Below are 18,438 nucleotides of genomic sequence, written 5' to 3'. Positions count from 1 at the left end.
TGTCGTGAGCGAGGAGCGGTTCGGGGAGTTCGTGCTGGTCAGGCGGCATGAGCAGGGGTATGTCGCGGAGCTGGCCCTGGACCGGCCCAAGGCGATGAACGCCGTCTCGACCGAGATGGCCAGATCCGTCGCCGACGCGTGTGCCGCGCTGGGCGAGGACCGTGACGTACGTGTGGTGGTCGTGACGTCCACGCACGAGCGGGCGTTCTGCGTCGGGGCGGACCTCAAGGAGCGCAACTCCTTCAGCGACGCCGAGCTGGTGCGGCAGCGGCCGGTCGCGCGCGGGGCGTACACCGGCGTGCTGGAGCTGCCGGTGCCGACGGTCGCGGCCGTGCACGGCTTCGCGCTCGGCGGCGGCTTCGAGCTGGCGCTGGCCTGCGACGTGATCGTCGCGGACCGTACGGCCGTGGTCGGGCTGCCGGAGGTGTCCGTGGGGGTGATCCCGGGCGGTGGCGGTACGCAGTTGCTGCCCCGGCGGGTGGGGGCCGCCCGCGCCGCCGAGCTGATCTTCACCGCGCGCCGGGTGGAGGCCGCCGAGGCGCGGGAGCTGGGCCTGGTGGACGTTCTGGTGGACGAGGGGCGCGACCGGGAGGAGGCGCTGGCGCTGGGGTCCCGGATCGCCGCGAACTCGCCGGTCGGTCTGCGGGCCGCCAAGCGGGCGCTGCGGCTGGGGCACGGGCTGGACCTGCGGGCCGGACTGGAGGTGGAGGACGCGGCCTGGCGCTCGGTGGCGTTCTCGGGGGACCGCGCGGAGGGGGTGGCGGCGTTCAACGAGAAGCGGCGGCCCCAGTGGCCGGGGGAGTGAGGCGGCCGCACCGCTCGTAGGAGGGGTGCGGGCGCTCGGTCGCCGCGTGGTCACCCCAGCGCTCCGCAAACATCCCGAATCGCCTCAAACATCCCTAGCCTGGAGTGATGGGTGAGGATGACCGACTCGCGGCCGTCGTGGCGCTGGCTCAGGGCATGGCCGCGGCGCACACCCCGCGCGATTCCTGGCGGGCCGCGGCGCTCGGGGCGTGCCGGGCGCTGGACGGGAGCTTCGCCGCGCTGTCGGTGTGGGAGCGGGACCTCGGTCGCCTCCGGGTCCTGGTGAACGTGGGCGAGCGGGCACCTGACGAGGACGAGTTCCCGGACGACGAGACCTATCCGGTCAACCAGTTCGCCGAGATCACCGAGTTCCTGCACGAGCGGTGGGCGGGCGGCGGCGAGCCCGACGCGTGGGTCGAGACCGCCGACGGTGCCACGGCCGGCCGTGCCGGGTACTGCCACCAGCGGGTCGCCGCGCTGCGCCGCCGGGGCCGCAGCAGCTGCGTGGTCGCGCCCGTCGTGCTGCACGGCCGGGCCTGGGGCGAGTTGTATGTCGCGCGTCCGGTCGGCGCGGCCGTCCTCGACCGGGCGGACGCCGACTTCGCCACGGTGCTGGCCGCCGTGGTGTCCGCCGGAATCGCGCAGACCGAGCAACTGGAGGAGGCCCGGCGGCTGGCCTTCACCGACTCCCTCACCGGGCTCGCCAACCGCCGGGCCGTCGATGTGCACCTGGACCGGGCCGTCGAACGGCACCGCGCCGAGGGCGTCGTCGTCAGCCTCGTCGTCTGCGACCTCAACGGGTTGAAGCGGGTCAACGACACCCGCGGGCACGCGGTCGGCGACCGGCTCCTGGAACGGTTCGGCTCCGTGCTGTCGCTGTGCGGGGCGATGCTCCCGGGCACGCTGGCGGCCCGCCTCGGCGGCGACGAGTTCTGTCTGCTGGCGGTCGGGCCGTCCGCAAACGACGTGGTCAAGGTGGCCGACGAACTGTGCCGCCGGGCCGCAGAGCTGGAACTGGGCGACGGTGTCGCCTGCGGCGTCGCCTCCACCGGGGACCCGATCGGCGCGGTCCGCTCCGCCCGCAGGCTGTTCCGGCTCGCGGACGCCGCCCAGTACCGGGCCAAGGGGGTGCGCGCCGCCCGTGCGGTCGTGGCCGGCCGCGAGGGACCCGACGACCCGGTGGTGCGTCTCGCCGACGCCCCCTCCGACGAGCACGCCCCGGAGCGGCGCCGCTTCCGCGGCCGCCCGTGAACACCGCCGCCGTCACAGCGGTAAGGGGCACGTCGCGCATCCACTCGTGACATCTTCGAATTCACTGTGTACGTTCCTGAATATGGATATGCACACTGTGGTGGTGGGGACGTCCGGGGTCACCGCGTCCGATGTACTCGCCGTGGCCCGCGCGGGCGCCCGGGTCGAGCTCTCCGACGAGGCGGTCGCCGCCCTCACCGCGGCGCGGGAGGTCGTGGAGGCGCTGGCGGCCAAGCCGGAACCGGTCTACGGCGTTTCCACCGGCTTCGGCGCCCTGGCGACCCGGCACATCGGCCATGAGCTCCGCACCCTGCTCCAGCGCAACATCGTCCGCTCGCACGCCGCCGGCATGGGCCCGCGCGTCGAGCGGGAGGTCGTACGGGCCCTGATGTTCCTGCGGCTGAAGACGGTCTGCTCCGGGCACACCGGTGTGCGGCCCGGGGTCGCGCAGACCATGGCCGACGTGCTGAACGCCGGTATCACCCCGGTCGTGCACGAGTACGGCTCGCTGGGCTGCTCCGGCGACCTCGCGCCGCTGTCCCACTGCGCCCTGACGCTGATGGGCGAGGGCGACGCGGAGGGACCCGACGGGACCGTGCGCCCGGCCGCCGAACTCCTCGCCGCGCACGGCATCGAACCCGTCGAACTCCGTGAGAAGGAGGGCCTCGCCCTCCTCAACGGCACCGACGGCATGCTCGGCATGCTGCTGATGGCCCTCGCCGACCTGGACACCCTCTACAAGTCCGCCGACGTCACCGCGGCCCTTTCGCTGGAGGCCCTGCTCGGCACGGACCGGGTGCTCGCCCCCGAACTGCACGCCATCCGCCCGCACCCCGGCCAGGGCGCCAGCGCCGCCAACATGCTGGCCGTGCTGAAGGGTTCGGGCCTGACCGGTCATCACCAGGACGACGCGCCCCGGGTCCAGGACGCCTACTCCGTGCGGTGCGCCCCGCAGGTGGCCGGTGCCGGACGGGACACGCTGGCCCACGCCCGCCTGGTCGCCGACCGCGAACTGGCCGCCGCGGTGGACAACCCCGTCGTCCTCCTCGACGGCTTCGGCACCGGGGGCGGACGGGTCGAGTCGAACGGCAACTTCCACGGCGCCCCGGTCGCCTACGTCCTGGACTTCCTCGCCATCGCCGCCGCCGACCTCGCGTCGATCGCCGAGCGCCGTACGGACCGGCTGCTGGACAAGAACCGCAGCCACGGACTGCCGCCGTTCCTCGCGGACGACGCCGGGGTGGACAGCGGGCTGATGATCGCCCAGTACACGCAGGCCGCGCTGGTCAGCGAGATGAAGCGGCTCGCCGTACCGGCGTCGGTGGACTCGATCCCGTCCTCGGCGATGCAGGAGGACCATGTCTCGATGGGCTGGTCCGCGGCACGCAAGCTGCGCACGGCCGTGGACAGCCTCGCGCGGGTGATCGCCGTCGAACTGTACGCCGCGACCCGCGCCATAGAACTGCGCGAAGGGCTGGAGCCGGCCCCGGCCTCGCGGGCGGTCATCGACGCGGTGCGCGCGGCGGGGGTGGCGGGCCCGGGACCGGACCGCTTCCTGGCGCCCGACCTCGCGGCGGCGGACGTCTTCGTACGCGAGGGACGGCTGGTCGCTGCGGCGGAGGCGGTCACCGGCCCGCTGCAGTGACCGTGGCCCGGGGCCGGCCGCGGTGACCGCGGCCGGCCCCGGCGCCGCGCGGTGACCGGCACCGGCCCCTTGCGGGAACACGCACGGGGCCCCTCCGTACGACGACGGCGGGGCCCCGGTGGGTCACTTCAGCTTGGCGGCCTGGGCCTCGATGACCGGCGTCGGCATCCGGGGGTCCTCACCCGTGAGCATCGAGCCGAGGTCGACGGAGTAGTACGTGGCGATGGTGCCGCCGTGCCGCACCACCTCGGTGAGCACCTTGACCGGCTCGCCACCCGACTCCTCCGTCGGGGCGGTGGAGGAGAACCGCACCGACTCGTCGCCGGTGCCGGAGGCCTTCACCGAGGCGATCCCGGTGAGCTTCTGCTCCTCGCCCTGCGCGGCGACGGTGAAGCCGCCGGCGCAGCCCGCGACCGCGTCGGACACGGACTTGAACGTCTTCTCGGCGCCGTCGCCCTCGTAGGAGGACAGGCCCACGACGGTCATCCTGACGCTCATGGCGTCGGTGAGGGCGTCCTCCATCTCACCCGACGCCAGGTCCTCCAGGGAGTCGGAGGCGGTGTCCGACGGCTTCTTCTCCTCGGTGGCCTGGCTGCTCGCCTCGGCGGACGAGTCACCCGGCGCGAGCCCGGCCATGGCGAAGGCGAGCGGCTCGCACTCCGCCTTGTCGACCTTCACCTCGCTCTTGGCCTTGGGGAAAGAGGCGTCGGTGGCCTCGACCTTGTACCCCTCGACATCGCCCTCGGCGATGATCAGCTTCTTCAGTTCTGTGGCGCTCAGGGCCTTCGCGGCGGCCGACGAGCCCGAGCCGGATCCCTTGGAATCCCCGGAGTCGTCCGAGCCGGCCTCGGCACAGCCCGTGATGAGGGCGAGCGACAGCGCGCTCACGGCGACCGTGGCGCTCCACCGCGCACCCGATGATCTCTTCATGATCGGGACTATGACGCCGGGGTCGAGGACACGTCAAACCCCTTTTCAGAAGCCCAGACGCTCCCGGCGCACCGAGTAGACGACGAATCCGGCGCCCAGGGCCAGGCAGAACGAACCGCCGACGACGTACGGGGTGCTGTCGAAGCTGCCCGTGTCGGCCAGCCGGGTGCCGTCGGTCTCCGTGCCGATCGCCGTGGTGGCGAACCTGGCCTGCGTCGTCCGGGTCACCGAGGGCCGTTCTCTCCCCGGCTCGTCCCCCGTCGCGTTCGCGGACGGGACGAACCACAGGGCGCCCAGCAGGGTGCCCGCGGCGGTGGCGGTCAGCAACGGACGACGAGCGGATGACACGGAATATCGATCCCCTTGTGACGCTGGCGAATTGGCCGTGTGGAGCGATGCTAGTGAAAGCCGCGGGTCGTGGGAAAGTCGCGGGGGCCCGGGGCCGTACTCTCCGGGCATGAGCACTCCAGAGACATCACGTTTTGTACGGCTTCGAGTGGAAGTCGTCATCGAGATCCACGACGAGGAGGCGGTGACCGGGGCCGCGCTGCGGCGGATCACCGACGACCCGGAGCTGCCGGCGCAGGAGCGGGTGCACGCCGAGAGCGCTGTGACGGAAGACACGGCGGAGGCCCTCGCCTACCTGGTGGACCCCTTCGACCTGGTCGGACAGGTGCCGGGGATCGAGCTGCAACAGGCCTCCTGGAGCAGCGAACCGGTCGACTACGACCCGGACTCGCCCGACTGGGACCTCGACGAGGATGATGTGGCCGACGACCGGGAAGACGAACAGGGCGGCGCGGAGGAACGGGTCGGCTGACGCGGTCCGGGGAAAACCTGACCCCGGGCGGCAACCGCTGCCCGGGGTTTTCTCGTCTCAAGTGGCGCACGGACCGACACCCGCACCACTCGTCACAGGGTGAAAGTGGTGTGCCCCACACATTCGAGGAATGTGGAACGGGACGAACCGGTCGTAGCGTTGAAAGTTCTTAACGGGGATTCTTGGGGTTTTGGGGAATCGGCGACGATGGAGAAGCGTGTGATAACGAACAGTAAGCGGCGCAAGGGCCTGCGGGCCGCGTCCGTACTGCTCGGCGGTGTGCTGGTGCTCTCGGCGTGCTCCGGCGGCAGCGAGGCTTCCGGAGACGACGGCAACGACACCTCGCAGGCCAAGGTCGACGAGGCGGCGGCGCAGAAGAGCTCCGAGGCCCAGATCAAGATCACGCCGAAGGACGGCTCGGCCAACGCCTCCATCAACAACTCCGCCGCCGTCACCGTGGGCAAGGGCACGCTCACCGAGGTGAAGATGACCACCTCCGACGGCACCGCCGTCGAGGGCGAGATATCCGCCGACAAGGCCAGTTGGAAGCCCACCGGCCAGCTGGAGCGGGCCACCACCTACAAGATCGCGGTGACCGCGGAGGACGCCAAGGGCCGCGAGGCCCACGAGAACGCCTCGTTCACCACCGTCTCCCCGGACAACAGCTTCATAGGCAACTTCACGCCGGACGACGGCACCACCGTCGGCGTGGGCATGCCGGTCTCGATCAACTTCGACAAGGCGATCACCAACAAGGCCGAGGTCCAGAAGGGCGTCACGGTCAGCACCAGCAGCGGCCAGGAGGTGGCCTGCCACTGGTTCAACGCCAACCGGATGGACTGCCGCCCCGAGGCGTACTGGAAGGAAGGCTCCACCGTCACGCTGAAGCTGGCGCTCGACGGTGTCGAGGGCGCAGAGGGCGTCTACGGCGTCCAGCAGAAGACGGTCTCCTTCACCATCGGCCGCAACCAGGTCTCCTACGTCGACGCGCAGACCAAGCAGATGAAGGTCACGCAGGACGGCAAGGTCGTCAAGACCATCCCGATCTCCGCCGGCGCCCCCGAGAACAAGACGTACGAGGGCCAGATGGTGATCTCCGAGAAGTTCAAGGAGACCCGGATGAACGGTGCGACGGTCGGCTTCACCGACGACGACGGCAAGGGCGAGTACGACATCAAGGACGTGCCGCACGCCATGCGCCTGTCGACCTCCGGCACCTTCATCCACGGCAACTACTGGGGTGCCAAGTCCATCTTCGGCAGCGTCAACACCAGCCACGGCTGCGTCGGCCTGTCGGACACCAAGGGCGCCAACGACCCCAACACGCCGGGATCCTGGTTCTTCGACAACTCGGTCATCGGTGACGTCGTGGTCGTCCAGAACACCGGCGACAAGACCATCGCCCCGGACAACGGCCTCAACGGCTGGAACATGAGCTGGGCCGACTGGAAGGCGGGCTCCGCCGCCTGACGCCCCCTCGACGCACCGCGAATGCCGCCTCCCGGGGCGGCATTCGTGCTTTCCGGGCCCCGGCCCGACCTTCTCATCCTTCTCTTATGGCGGCCTTATGCCGTCATCACGGTGCCTCCATAACTTGCGGCGCATGTTCTTCACCTACCTGAGGCGCGAGCTGCGCCGCCGCAGAAAGGCGGCCGTCGTCGTCGCCTCCGGACTCGCGCTGGGCATCGCGCTCGTCATCGTGGTCACCTCCGTGTCGTCCGGCATGGGCAAGGCCCAGGACAAGGTCCTGGAGTCCCTGTACGGGCTCGGCACCGACATGACCGTCACCAAGGCCCGTGCCGCCGAGGAGGACGGCGCGCGGCAGGGGCCCCGCTTCCGGTTCGACGCGCGGGACAGCGAATCCGACGACGAGCAGAGCAACGACCAGGTCATGGTCCAGGGCTTCGAGACCCTGGCCGACTCGACCGTGGGCAAGGTCGCCGCGCAGGACGGCGTGTCCGACGCGGTGGGCGGGCTGAGCCTCCAGGTCGTCAAGGTCAGCGGAGAGTTCACCCGCGGCCGGTTCCAGCAGGACGGCGGCGCGATGCCCGGCGGCCCCGGCGGCGGCAACGGTCAGCCGGAGGGCCGGGTCGAGGGCGGCGGCGCCGACTTCGACGTCAACAGCTACTCCGTCTACGGCACCGACGTCACCGAGCCCGCACTCGGCCCGCTGACCTCCTCGAAGATCACCAGCGGCCGCACCTTCAAGTCGTCGGAGACCGACGCCGAGGTCGTCGTCGCCGACGCGGCCTACGCCAAGGAGAAGAAGCTCGCCGTCGGCGACACCGTCACCGTCAAGGGCGTCAAGTACGAGGTCATCGGTATCGCCACGCCGGAGAGCGGCGACGCGGCGGCCAACCTCTACATCCCGCTGAAGCAGGCCCAGACCCTCAGCGACTCCAAGGGCAAGATCACCACGATCTATGTCCAGGCCACCGACTCGCAGCGCATCGACGGCGTCAAGTCGGCCATCCAGAAGAACATCTCCGGCACGACCGTGACCACCTCCGCCGACCTCGCGGACACCGTCTCCGGCTCCCTGTCCACCGCGTCCGACCTCGCCACCACCGTCGGCAAGTGGCTGTCGATCGTGGTGCTGGTGGCGGCGTTCCTGGTCGCCGGGCTGCTGACGTCGTCGGCGGTGTCGCGGCGGGTGCGGGAGTTCGGCACGCTCAAGGCGCTGGGCTGGCGGTCGGGGCGGGTGACCCGGCAGGTGGTCGGCGAGGCCGTCGTGCACGGTCTGCTGGGCGGAGCGCTGGGCATCGCGATCGGACTGGCGGGCGCGTACGCCGTGACCGCGGTCAGCCCGACCCTGGAGGCCGAACTCGGCGGCGGGGGCGGCGGCATGGGCGGCATGGGCGGCGGCCCGGGGGGCGGCGGCTTCGCCGGCGGGCCCGCGCGTGAGGCGGCCTCCCGCACCCTCGACGTCGCGCTCACCGCGCCGGTCAGCGTCACCACGATCGTCCTCGCGGTCGGTCTCGCGGTCACCGGCGGCCTGGTCGCGGGTGCGTTCGGTGGATGGCGGGCGTCGCGGCTGCGGCCGGCCGACGCGCTGCGCCGGGTCGAGTGACCGAGACCCGACCGTCCCACCCCCACCTTTTTTCCAGGAGTTGCCAGCCATGTACGAACTCAAGGCCGTCACCAAGCGCTACACGCGCGGCAAGGAAACCGTCCACGCCCTCGACGGCATCGATCTGACCATCGCCGACGGCGACCGCCTGGTCATCCAAGGACCCACCGGCGGTGGCAAGTCCACGCTGCTGCAGATGCTCGGCGGCCTGGACCGGCCGACCTCCGGTGAGGTCGTCCTCGACGGCACCGATCTGGCCCGGCTGCCCGAGGCCAGGCTCACCAGGGTGCGCAGCGAGAACATCGGCTTCGTCTTCCAGAGCTTCAACCTGATCCCGACGCTCACCGCCCAGGAGAACGTGGAGACCGCCCTCGTGCCGCTCGGCCTGAAGGGAAAGGAGCGGCGCGAAAGGGCCGCGGAGGCGCTGAAGTCGGTCGGACTCGGTGAACGGCTCGGACATCTGCCCGGGGAGATGTCCGGCGGTCAGCAGCAACGCGTGGCGATCGCGCGGGCCCTGGTGAAGCAGCCGAAGGTGCTGCTCGCCGACGAACCCACCGGAAACCTCGACGAGTCGATGCGCGACGAGATCATGGAGGTGCTGGAACGCATGTGGAAGGAGCTCGGGCTGACCTTCGTCATGGTCACCCATGACTCCGCCATCGCCCGCAAGGCCCCCCGGCTGGCGACGATCCGCAAGGGCCGGATCAGCGTGAAGGAGAACGCGGCGACCGAACGGTCCTGACCGGGCTCGACCGGCCCCGACCGGGGGCGGTCTATAGCGAACTCGTGACAGAGACCTCCCTTGAGGTGGGTGATCACCCCCCGGCATACTGCGAGATTCCGGGGGGTGCACGCGCAGGTGTGCGGGATGCCCCCCGGCCGGGTGAACGGGGAATTCGCCCGGTTCCACCACTCCAGGGGGAGTTTTGCGCAGACAAGTGAAGAGAGCCGGTGCCGCCGCGGTCGCCACTGCGGCCGCCGTCGCCCTCGCCGCGGGACTGACCAGCCCGGCGTCGGCGAAGCCGGAGCAGCGTGTGACCGGCGCTGCGAACCTCAAGTCGCACCACCGCATCACCCTGATCACCGGCGACCGGGTCACCGTGGACGCCAAGGGGCGGGTCGTCGGCCTGGATCGGGCCGAGGGCCGCGAGCACATACCCGTACAGATCCGCAAGGCCGACGGGCACACCCTCGTCATACCCGCGGACGCGGCCCGTCTCGTCGCCACCGGCAAGCTGGACCAGCGGCTGTTCGACATCACCGAGTTGAACAAGTCCGCGACCCGCAAGGCCCAGAAGAACGGCCTGAAGGTCATCGTCGGCTACCGGGGCGCCGCGAGCGCGGCGAAGGCCGACGTCCGGGACGCCGGCACCCTCCGCCAGAGCCTGGAGACCCTCAACGCGGACGCGGTGCAGACCGCGCACGAGGACACTCCCGAGCTGTGGGACGCGGTCACCGACGGTGGCCGCACCGTCGCCGGCATCGCGCACGTCTGGCTCGACGGCGTCCGCAAGGTCACCCTCGACAAGTCCGTCGCCCAGATCGGCGCCCCCAAGGCATGGGCCGCCGGGTACGACGGCAAGGGCGTGAAGATCGCCGTCCTCGACACCGGTGTGGACGCGACCCACGCGGACCTCAAGTCCCAGGTGACGGCGTCGAAGAACTTCACCGCCGCCGCCGACGCCACCGACAAGTACGGCCACGGCACGCACGTCGCGTCCATCGCGGCCGGCACGGGCGCGAAGTCCGGCGGCAAGTTCAAGGGCGTCGCGCCCGGTGCCGAGATCCTCAACGGCAAGGTCCTCGACGACAACGGCTTCGGCGACGACTCCGGCATCCTCGCCGGTATGGAGTGGGCGGCCGAGCAGGGCGCCGACGTCGTCAACCTGAGCCTCGGCGGTCCGGACTCGCCGGAGGTCGACCCGCTGGAGGCGGCCGTCAACCGGCTGTCCGCCGAGAAGGGCATCCTGTTCGCCGTCGCGGCCGGCAACTCCGGTCCGGAGTCGGTCGGTTCGCCGGGCTCGGCGGACGCCGCGCTCACCGTCGGCGCCGTGGACGACAAGGACCAGCTGGCGGGCTTCTCCAGCACCGGCCCGCGGGTCGGCGACGGCGCGGTCAAGCCGGACGTCACCGGTCCGGGCGTGGACATCACGGCGGCCTCGGCCAAGGGCAGCGTCATCGAGCAGGAGGTCGGCGAGAGTCCGGCCGGCTACCTGACCATCTCGGGTACGTCGATGGCGACCCCGCACGTGGCGGGCGCCGCCGCGATCCTCAAGCAGCAGCACCCGGACTGGACGTACGCCGAGATCAAGGGCGTGCTCACCGCGTCCACGAAGGCCGGCGCCTACACGCCGTTCCAGCAGGGCTCGGGCCGGATCCAGGTCGACAAGGCCGTCAAGCAGACGGTGTTCGCCGACCCGGTCTCGGTGAGCTTCGGCGTCCAGCAGTGGCCGCACACGGACGACACCCCGGTCACCAAGGAGCTGACGTACCGCAACCTCGGTACGACCGATGTCACGCTCGACCTGAGCGCGACCGCCACCGACCCCAAGGGCCGGCCCGCCCCGGCGGGCTTCTTCAAGCTCGGCGCGGCCGAGGTGACCGTCCCGGCCGGCGGCAAGGCCTCCGTCGACCTGACCGTCGACACCAGGCTGGGCGGCACCCTCGACGGTGCCTACTCCGCGTACGTGACGGCGACGGGCGGCGGGCAGAGCGTCCGTACGGCCGCCGCGGTGCAGCGCGAGGTCGAGTCCTACGACGTCACGGTCAAGCACATCGGCCGTGACGGGCAGCCGACCGACGACTACAACACGGCGCTGCTCGGCTACACCGGCGCGGTCGAGGGCCGCGGCTTCCAGGTCCCGATCACCGAGTCCGGCACCACCACGCTGCGGATCCCCAAGGGCACGTACCTCCTGGACGCCTGGATCGCCAAGGACTTCGTGACCCTGGAGGGCGGCCTCGACTGGCTGGTCCAGCCCCGGCTGACCGTCACCAAGAACACCTCCGTGACGATCGACGCCCGTAAGACCGAGGCGGCCGACATCCGGGTGCCCGACGCCTCCGCCAAGCCCCACTCCGCGATGATCAGCTACATCTACGACACCGCGGGCATCGGCTTCGGATTCGGCGCCGGGTCCTTCGCCGACCTGCGCATGGCTCACCTGGGCGGGGAGATCGCGAGCGGTCTCAGCCAGACCTGGAGCGGGCAGTGGACCAAGGGCGGTGCCACGGAGTACGACGTGGCCACCACCGCCACGGTCAAGAAGATCCAGGGCGACAAGGTCCGCCACTTCAAGCAGAGCGAACTCGCCACGGTGAGGACCGGCCTCGGCGCCGCCGCCTCCGGCAAGACCGGAGGGGTCACGCCGCTCGGCTACTTCCCCGAGGACGTCGTCTTCGGCAGCCCCGTGGAGCAGAAGCTGCCCGGCACCCGCACGCTGCACGTGTCGACGGGCGACGCGGTCAAGTGGTCCTTCGACTTCGAGCAGTACGGCGGCAAGGACCCGGAGGGCTACCCGCTGTCGGAGGCGTACTACACGCTCGGCGAACCGCAGCTGTTCAAGGCGGGCAAGTCGTACGCGAAGACCTTCAACAGAGCGGTCTTCGGCCCGCATCTGAACTCCGAGTTCGGTCTGTTCCGTCAGGGCAACGAGATCTACGGCTACGTGCCGCTGTTCTCCGACAGCTCGCAGCACCCGGGTTCGTCGCTGTTCACCTCGGTCGCCACGACCCTGTACCGCAACGGGACCAAGGTCGGCACGCACGACGACCCCCTCTTCGGCGACAAGGCGTTCACGGTTCCGACCGGCGACGCCGAGTACCGTCTGACCACCTCGGTCAAGCGCAGCGTCAAGGTCGCGGCCGCGTCCACGCGGATCGACGCGAGCTGGACGTTCCGCTCGAAGAAGCCGACCGCCGACATGGCCAAGCTCCCGGCGTCCACCGTCCGCTTCAACGCGAACACCACGCTGGACAGCCGCGTCACGGCCGGCCGCACGGCCACCGTCCCGGTCACCGTCGAGGGCTCCGCCAAGGGCGCCAACCTCAAGTCGCTGGCGGTGTACGTGTCGTACGACTACGGCCAGACCTGGAAGAAGGTCACCGTGAAGAACGGCAAGATCAGCTTCAAGAACCCGGCGAAGGGGAAGGCGATCTCCTTCCACGCCAAGATCACCGACAAGCAGAACAACAAGTCGACGATCTCGATCTACAACGCGTACTACGGCAAGTGACGTAAAGGCGAAAGCCCGTCGGAAGCTCGGCTTCCGGCGGGCTTTCCGTCTGCCCGGCACGGGCAGGCCGTGTCAGGCGGGCGGGGCCGAGGCGGCGTCGCCCGCCCGGGTCGCGTCCGCGCCCCAGCTCGCCAGCAGCCGCAGCCCCTGCTCCGAGGACGAGCCGGGCTCGGGGTGATACGTGACGAGTATCTGTTCCGGGTCGCCGATCAGGCGGAACGTCTCGTACGACAGCGCCAGGTCACCCACCAGCGGATGGTGCATCCGCTTCACTCCGTGGGTCTTCTCCTTGACGTCGTGCGTGGCCCACAGCCGGCGGAAGTCCTCGCTCTTGACGGACAGCTCGCCCACCAGCGCCGCCAGCCGCGGATCGTCCGGATGGCAGCCGGCCTCCATCCGCAGCTGGCAGACGATGTCGACCGCCTTCTGCTCCCATTCCACGAACAGGTCCTGGTACTCGGGCTTCAGGAACACCATCCGCGCCCAGTTGCGCTCGCGTTCCGGCAGCTCGCCCCAGTCGCCGAAGAGGGCGGACGCCATCCGGTTCCAGGCCAGGACGTCCGAACGGCGTCCCACGATGTACGCCGGGACGCCGTCCATCGTCTCCAGCAGCTGCCGCAGTGCCGGCCGGACCTGCGTGGCCCGCGCGGCCGGCTTCTTCTTGTGCTGCTTCGGCCTGGCCAGGTGCGTGAGGTGGGCGCGCTCCGCGTCGCTCAGCCGCAATGCCCGCGCGATGGCGTCCAGCACCTCCGCCGAGACGTTGCGCCCGTTGCCCTGTTCCAGACGCGTGTAGTACGCCACGGACACCCCGGCCAGCTGCGCCAGCTCCTCCCGGCGCAGCCCCGGCACCCGGCGGTGCCGCCCGAACACCGGCAGCCCCACGTCCTGCGGCTTCAGCCGGGCCCGCCGGCTGCGCAGGAACTCGCACAGCTCGGCACGTCGGTCCAGCGCCGCACCGGTGCTCACGCCCGGCGCCCGCGGTGTCGTCGGCATGGTCGTCCATGGGCCCAGTATCACCGGTCGTACGCACACCATCCTGTCCCCGCCAGTGGTAGGCACAGCGAGCGTACGCAAAGCCGTGATCTGGGTGGACGCGCGCAACCTCGGCAGGCTGGATGCCGTGCCCGGCGGAAGACAGCCGGGCACGGACCGTCTTCCGAGGAGACCCACCGGCATGACCACTGTCGCTGCCTATGCCGCACCAGCCGCCAAGGCTCCGCTGGAGCGCACCACCATCGAGCGCCGTGAGGTCGGCGCGCATGACGTCCTGATCGACGTCAAGTACTCCGGAATCTGCCATTCCGACATCCATCAGGCCCGTGAGGGCTGGGGTGAGGCCATCTTCCCGATGGTGCCCGGCCACGAGATCGCGGGCGTCGTCACCGAGGTCGGCCCGGCGGTCAGCCGCTTCGCGGTCGGCGACCGGGTGGGCGTCGGCTGCATGGTCGACTCCTGCCGTGAGTGCGAGAGCTGCCGGGCCGGACAGGAGCAGTACTGCACCGGCGGCGGCATGGTCGGCACGTACAACGCCCTCGACAAGAACGGTGAGCCCACCTACGGCGGCTACGCCGAGAAGATCGTCGTCGACGAGAACTACGTCGTGGGCATCCCCGAGGGGCTCGGCCTGGACGAGGCCGCGCCGCTGCTGTGCGCGGGCATCACGCTGTACTCCCCGCTGAAGCACTGGAACGCCGGCCCCGGCAAGAAGGTCGCGATCCTGGGCATGGGCGGCCTCGGGCACATGGGTGTCAAGATCGCGCACGCTCTCGGCGCCGAGGTGACGGTCCTGTCCCAGTCGCTGCGCAAGAAGGACGACGGGCTCAAGCTGGGCGCGGACCACTACTACGCCACCAGCGACCCGAGGACCTTCGAGGAGCTGGCCGGCACCTTCGACCTGATCGTCTCGACGGTCTCGGTCCCGCTGGACCTCGCGGCGTATCTCGCTCTGCTCAAGTCCGACGGCGCCCTGGTGAACGTGGGTGCCCCGGAGGAGCCCATCTCCCTCAACCTCTTCTCGCTGATCTCCGGGCGCAAGACCCTCGCCGGGTCCGCGATCGGCGGGATCGCCGAGACGCAGGAGATGCTGGACTTCTGCGCCGAGCACGGCTTCGGCGCCGAGATCGAGCTGATCCGCGCGGACCAGATCAACGAGGCCTACGAGCGGGTGCTGGCGAGCGACGTCCGCTACCGGTTCGTGATCGACACCTCGACGATCTGACCTCCGCTCCTGCCGATGCACCAGGGCCCCCGGCCTCCCCCTTCGGCCGGGGGCCCTGGGCACGGGCGGAAGCGGAAGGCTTCCGGTACGGCCGGAACCGGGTGCGTGAGGGGCTCGGTACGGACCGAAACCGTCCGGGTGGGTGACGGCGGGCGGCGCTAGCGTGGAAGTGTCCGCTCGTGAGTTCCGCGACGCGCAGGAGGCCACTCCATGACGATCGAGCTGAACCACACCATCGTCGCCGCCCATGACAAGGAAGCCTCGGCACGATTCCTCGCCGAGCTGCTCGGCCTGGACGTGAGCGACCCCTTCGGCCCCTTCACCCCGGTCGAGCTGCCGAACGGCGTGACGCTCGACTACATGGAGACCGACGGCGACATCACGCCCCAGCACTACGCCTTCCTGGTCTCCGAGGCGGACTTCGACACGATCTTCGCCCGCATCCAGCGCTCCGGCCTGACCTTCTGGGCGGACCCCCACCACCGCCGCCCCGGCGAGATCAACCACAACGACGGCGGCCGGGGCACCTACTTCGACGATCCGAACGGCCACAACCTGGAGATCATCACGCGGCCGTACGGGACCGGGGGCTGAGCGGCGGCACCGCTCAGGGGCGTCGGCCGGGCGGGCGGGCCGGGGACCGCACGGGGCGGGCGGACCCCCGGCCGGCCTCAGCCGCTGCGGCCCTCCACCGCCGCGGCCAGGTCGTCGAGGTCCTTCACGATCGCCTTCCGCACCGCCCGCGCGCCCACCCCGCCCATGATCCTGGCGAGCAGCCCCGTGGAAGCACGGGTCGGCGAGGCGCCGAAGGTCATCCGCACCGTGGTCGTCAGCGGGCCGTCCGCGCGCAACTGCCACTCCGAGACGTAGTGCGAGCCGTGCGATTCGGCCTCCACCACATAGCGCTCGGGCGGTTCGCAGGCGGTCACCCACAGCTCCTCGGTGGCCTCCTGGCCGAACATCCGGCGCGTCTCGCGCCACCGCGTGCCGACGCCGAAGGCCCCTTCGGTGAGGACCTCGATCTTCGTGACGCCGCTGAGCACGCGCTCCATGTCCCCGAGGTCGGTCAGGGCTTCCCACACCGGCAGCCGGCCGGCGGCGATACGCCGCTCCACGACGACGTTCTTCCTGGTGGTCATGCCAGCCATCAAAGCACCGGGGTCCGACAACGGCCCGTCGGAAAGGAGCCGCGCAGGCCCGCGACGCCCGGGAGCCCTCCTCCGCCCCACGGCCACCACGGCACCCGGGGTGCTCGGCGGGTCACGGGCGGAGTCGGGGCGTGACGGGGGCGGCCGGTCGGTCCGGCGTCCCGTCCGCGCCGTAGCGCTGGCCCTCGGCGCCGATGTTCCGGCCCGCCAGCCGGTAGGCGATACGGCCCGGCGGATCGGCCGCCTGGTTGAGTTCGTCGCGCGTGCTCGTCAGGCCGCGCAGCGTCTGGCGGGCCTCCTCACGGCTCGCGCCGGCCAGGTCGATCGTGAGGAACTGCCGCGCGGCGGTCTGGAGTTGCAGATAGGCGTTCGCCGACGTCTGGGCCTGGGCCATCCGGCGGGAGGCGTTCACCGTGGTCAGCGTCGCGCTGAGGGCGGCGGCGGCCAGCGCGAGGACCCCGGGCCAGATGCCCACGTCCCCGGCGAGCGCGGTCCCGCCGGACACGGCCGCCAGCGCCGCGGCCGGCACGCCGAGCAGCAGGTTGATCAGCCGCCACAACTTGGCCTGCTCGAACTGCCCTTGGGCGCTCCACAGCGCACTCTCGTGGATCCGGTCGGCCTCCTGCGCGATGGCACGAAGGGAGTCGGGCATGTCGCCGGGGAACAGGGACACGAACACCTCATTCGAGTCGGGATCGGCACGCGGCGGGTGCCGGTGGCACGGCCGGGCGGGGCGTCGTCGGGGCCGGGCGTGGTCAGGGTGGGGGTGCGTGGTGTGGGCCGGGCGGGGTCAGGGTGGGGGTGCGTGGTGTGGGCCGGGCGTCGTCAGGGCGTGGGCGCGTGGGTTTGGCCGGGCATGGTCAGGGCCGGGGGCCGCCGGGAGGGTGCAGCAGCCGCTGCCACAGGTCGACGGCGGTCTCCGCGTCCCCCGCCTCCTCCGCGTGCCGGGCCCGGAGGACCGCCTCGTGGAGACGCGCGACACCGTCCGCGCACTCGGCCTGGGCCGTCGGCGTAGCGCAGGCCTCGGTCTGCCCCGACGTCTCCGGTGTGGTCAGATCGACCGTGTCCAGCAGCCGTCCCCCGGCCGTGCAGGTCCGCAACTGCTCGGCCAGGGCGGCGAGTACGGACGCGATGTCCCGCGTGAGCCGCCCGGTGTGCGTGTACGGGTGCCGGCCGAGCGCGGCCATCCGCTCGAGGATGTCCTCGACGGTACGGGCCGGCAGGTCGTGGGAGCCCTCGATCCAGCGCAGAGCGAACAACTCGATGAAGTACGAGCGGAGGGGAACTCCTCCCGCGTACTTCAGCAGCAGCTTCAGGAGCCTGATCATCTCCCGGCAGGTGTAGTCACTGCCGCCCGGACTGCAACTGAGCGTGGCGTCGTGCTGTTCCGGGTTGGTGCCCAGCCAGCGATCTCGCGTACCCGGGAACACCCGGTACGACAGTCCGGAGGACGGTGTGTGCTCCGGGCCGTCCCAGAGGAAGTCGGCCTCCAGGCCCGGTACCAGCTCGATCGACGGATCGTCGCACTTCGACGCGAAGGTGACGGCCGGAAAGTCGGGCCGGGGAGTGTCGAATCCACTGACGGTCCGCCCGAGTGCGGTCAGGCGGTCGGCGAAGTCACCGAAGACCCGTTCCGGACGGGGTGGATCGGGAAGCAGGGATTTCGCCGGCGGTTCTCCGGCCGGAGTTTCCGCCAGGACGTCCAGGACGTTACGCAGGGAGTACGGCAGACTTCCGTCCGCCGGATTCCACGTACCGTTCGTCACCTCGCGCAGCCAGTCGGGCGAGTACAGCAGATCGCGTATCGGATCGGTGAAGACCACGAGTACGTCGACATCGCTGAACCCGGCGACGCTGGTGCCGCATCGCGCCGAGCCCACCCTTTCCAGGCGCACCTGTCCGAGATCCCGGAATTCCCGGGAAACCAGGTTCAGCAACTCCCGCCCCGCGGGGCCGGGCGCCACACGCCGCGCGATCGCGGTGTCCACCCGGCGCAGGTGCTCCCGCACCCGGGACGCGGCCGGTGCCGTGCCCGATGCCGCGGTCATGCCCGTGCCCCGCGGCCGTACGTCCCCACGCCGACAGCGATCTCCACGTCCCCCTCCACACCCCGCCCGGACCTCAGTGTCGGGGCTCTCCGGAAAGCCGCGCAATACGCGGGCGCGGAGGCAATCACGGTTTCCGTCGCGGAGATCACGAGGTGAGCGGGGCGCGGCTTACCCGGTCTACGTCAGCTTGCGTCGTCACGCACAGCGTTGTGACGTAATCCCCTGTCGGGCGGGTCGGACCCGAAGATCGACAGTCCTACACTGTTGCC

The 18,438-nt window shown here is 71.0% G+C and carries 16 protein-coding genes; 10 read left to right on the top strand and 6 right to left on the bottom strand.

From position 1 onward, the window contains the following. The first annotated feature begins 4 nt into the window (after positions 1 to 4). The 3 genes from DN051_RS15760 (at position 5) to hutH (ending at position 3,700) form a co-directional block, all read left to right on the top strand. The gene (locus DN051_RS15760; RefSeq protein ID WP_112438939.1) at positions 5 to 805 is read left to right on the top strand and encodes an enoyl-CoA hydratase/isomerase family protein; all 801 of its coding nucleotides are present in this window, start codon (positions 5 to 7) and stop codon (positions 803 to 805) included. 107 nt (positions 806 to 912) lie between these two features. Continuing rightward, positions 913 to 2,055, top strand: coding sequence for a GGDEF domain-containing protein (locus tag DN051_RS15755; RefSeq protein WP_053763855.1), 1,143 nt, complete (start codon positions 913 to 915; stop codon positions 2,053 to 2,055). 88 nt (positions 2,056 to 2,143) lie between these two features. Then, the gene (gene hutH / locus DN051_RS15750) at positions 2,144 to 3,700 is read left to right on the top strand and encodes a histidine ammonia-lyase (protein ID WP_053763854.1); all 1,557 of its coding nucleotides are present in this window, start codon (positions 2,144 to 2,146) and stop codon (positions 3,698 to 3,700) included. A 123-nt stretch (positions 3,701 to 3,823) separates the two neighbouring features. On the opposite strand, the gene DN051_RS15745 is transcribed toward hutH, so the two are convergent. Together DN051_RS15745 and DN051_RS15740 are read right to left on the bottom strand one after the other, a co-directional pair. Then, positions 3,824 to 4,630, bottom strand: a complete 807-nt coding sequence (locus DN051_RS15745; protein ID WP_112438938.1) for a hypothetical protein — start codon at positions 4,628 to 4,630, stop codon at positions 3,824 to 3,826. 45 nt (positions 4,631 to 4,675) lie between these two features. Beyond that, the gene (locus DN051_RS15740) at positions 4,676 to 4,978 is read right to left on the bottom strand and encodes a hypothetical protein (RefSeq protein ID WP_079002119.1); all 303 of its coding nucleotides are present in this window, start codon (positions 4,976 to 4,978) and stop codon (positions 4,676 to 4,678) included. A 109-nt stretch (positions 4,979 to 5,087) separates the two neighbouring features. Between DN051_RS15740 and DN051_RS15735 the strand changes: the two genes are divergently transcribed. The 5 genes from DN051_RS15735 (at position 5,088) to DN051_RS15710 (ending at position 12,755) form a co-directional block, all read left to right on the top strand. Beyond that, complete coding sequence (locus DN051_RS15735) at positions 5,088 to 5,450, top strand: hypothetical protein (protein ID WP_053763851.1); 363 nt, start codon at positions 5,088 to 5,090, stop codon at positions 5,448 to 5,450. Between the two features lie 207 nt (positions 5,451 to 5,657). Then, a complete protein-coding gene (locus DN051_RS15730; RefSeq protein ID WP_053763850.1) occupies positions 5,658 to 6,920 on the top strand; it encodes a L,D-transpeptidase in 1,263 nt (420 codons plus the stop codon). 133 nt (positions 6,921 to 7,053) lie between these two features. After that, positions 7,054 to 8,520, top strand: a complete 1,467-nt coding sequence (locus DN051_RS15725; RefSeq protein ID WP_112438937.1) for an ABC transporter permease — start codon at positions 7,054 to 7,056, stop codon at positions 8,518 to 8,520. 49 nt (positions 8,521 to 8,569) lie between these two features. Further along, on the top strand, positions 8,570 to 9,262 hold the full coding sequence (locus tag DN051_RS15720) for an ABC transporter ATP-binding protein (protein ID WP_053763848.1): 693 nt from the start codon (positions 8,570 to 8,572) through the stop codon (positions 9,260 to 9,262). A gap of 196 nt (positions 9,263 to 9,458) precedes the next feature. Then, complete coding sequence (locus DN051_RS15710; protein ID WP_246041029.1) at positions 9,459 to 12,755, top strand: S8 family peptidase; 3,297 nt, start codon at positions 9,459 to 9,461, stop codon at positions 12,753 to 12,755. Positions 12,756 to 12,827: 72 nt separating this feature from the next. Here DN051_RS15710 and DN051_RS15705 read toward each other — a convergent pair whose 3' ends face one another. Continuing rightward, positions 12,828 to 13,748: a helix-turn-helix domain-containing protein gene (locus DN051_RS15705; RefSeq protein ID WP_199314940.1), complete on the bottom strand. Its 921-nt coding sequence runs from the start codon at positions 13,746 to 13,748 to the stop codon at positions 12,828 to 12,830. A gap of 181 nt (positions 13,749 to 13,929) precedes the next feature. On the opposite strand from DN051_RS15705, the gene DN051_RS15700 reads away from it, so the two are divergent. Together DN051_RS15700 and DN051_RS15695 are read left to right on the top strand one after the other, a co-directional pair. Continuing rightward, positions 13,930 to 14,973, top strand: a complete 1,044-nt coding sequence (locus DN051_RS15700; RefSeq protein ID WP_053763845.1) for an NAD(P)-dependent alcohol dehydrogenase — start codon at positions 13,930 to 13,932, stop codon at positions 14,971 to 14,973. Between the two features lie 210 nt (positions 14,974 to 15,183). Further along, the gene (locus tag DN051_RS15695; RefSeq protein WP_053763844.1) at positions 15,184 to 15,567 is read left to right on the top strand and encodes a VOC family protein; all 384 of its coding nucleotides are present in this window, start codon (positions 15,184 to 15,186) and stop codon (positions 15,565 to 15,567) included. Between the two features lie 77 nt (positions 15,568 to 15,644). On the opposite strand, the gene DN051_RS15690 is transcribed toward DN051_RS15695, so the two are convergent. The 3 genes from DN051_RS15690 to DN051_RS15680 all read right to left on the bottom strand — a co-directional run bounded on the left by DN051_RS15690 (position 15,645) and on the right by DN051_RS15680 (position 18,169). Then, complete coding sequence (locus DN051_RS15690; protein ID WP_420709269.1) at positions 15,645 to 16,121, bottom strand: SRPBCC family protein; 477 nt, start codon at positions 16,119 to 16,121, stop codon at positions 15,645 to 15,647. A 112-nt stretch (positions 16,122 to 16,233) separates the two neighbouring features. Continuing rightward, positions 16,234 to 16,794: an SLATT domain-containing protein gene (locus DN051_RS15685; RefSeq protein WP_079002122.1), complete on the bottom strand. Its 561-nt coding sequence runs from the start codon at positions 16,792 to 16,794 to the stop codon at positions 16,234 to 16,236. 187 nt (positions 16,795 to 16,981) lie between these two features. After that, complete coding sequence (locus DN051_RS15680) at positions 16,982 to 18,169, bottom strand: nucleotidyltransferase family protein (protein ID WP_112438935.1); 1,188 nt, start codon at positions 18,167 to 18,169, stop codon at positions 16,982 to 16,984. Positions 18,170 to 18,438: the final 269 nt, after the last annotated feature.

Source organism: Streptomyces cadmiisoli (genome assembly GCF_003261055.1).
In the GTDB taxonomy this organism is placed as follows: domain Bacteria; phylum Actinomycetota; class Actinomycetes; order Streptomycetales; family Streptomycetaceae; genus Streptomyces; species Streptomyces cadmiisoli.
Note: the sequence above shows the minus strand (reverse complement) of the source record. Positions and strands in the feature narration are given on the sequence as shown.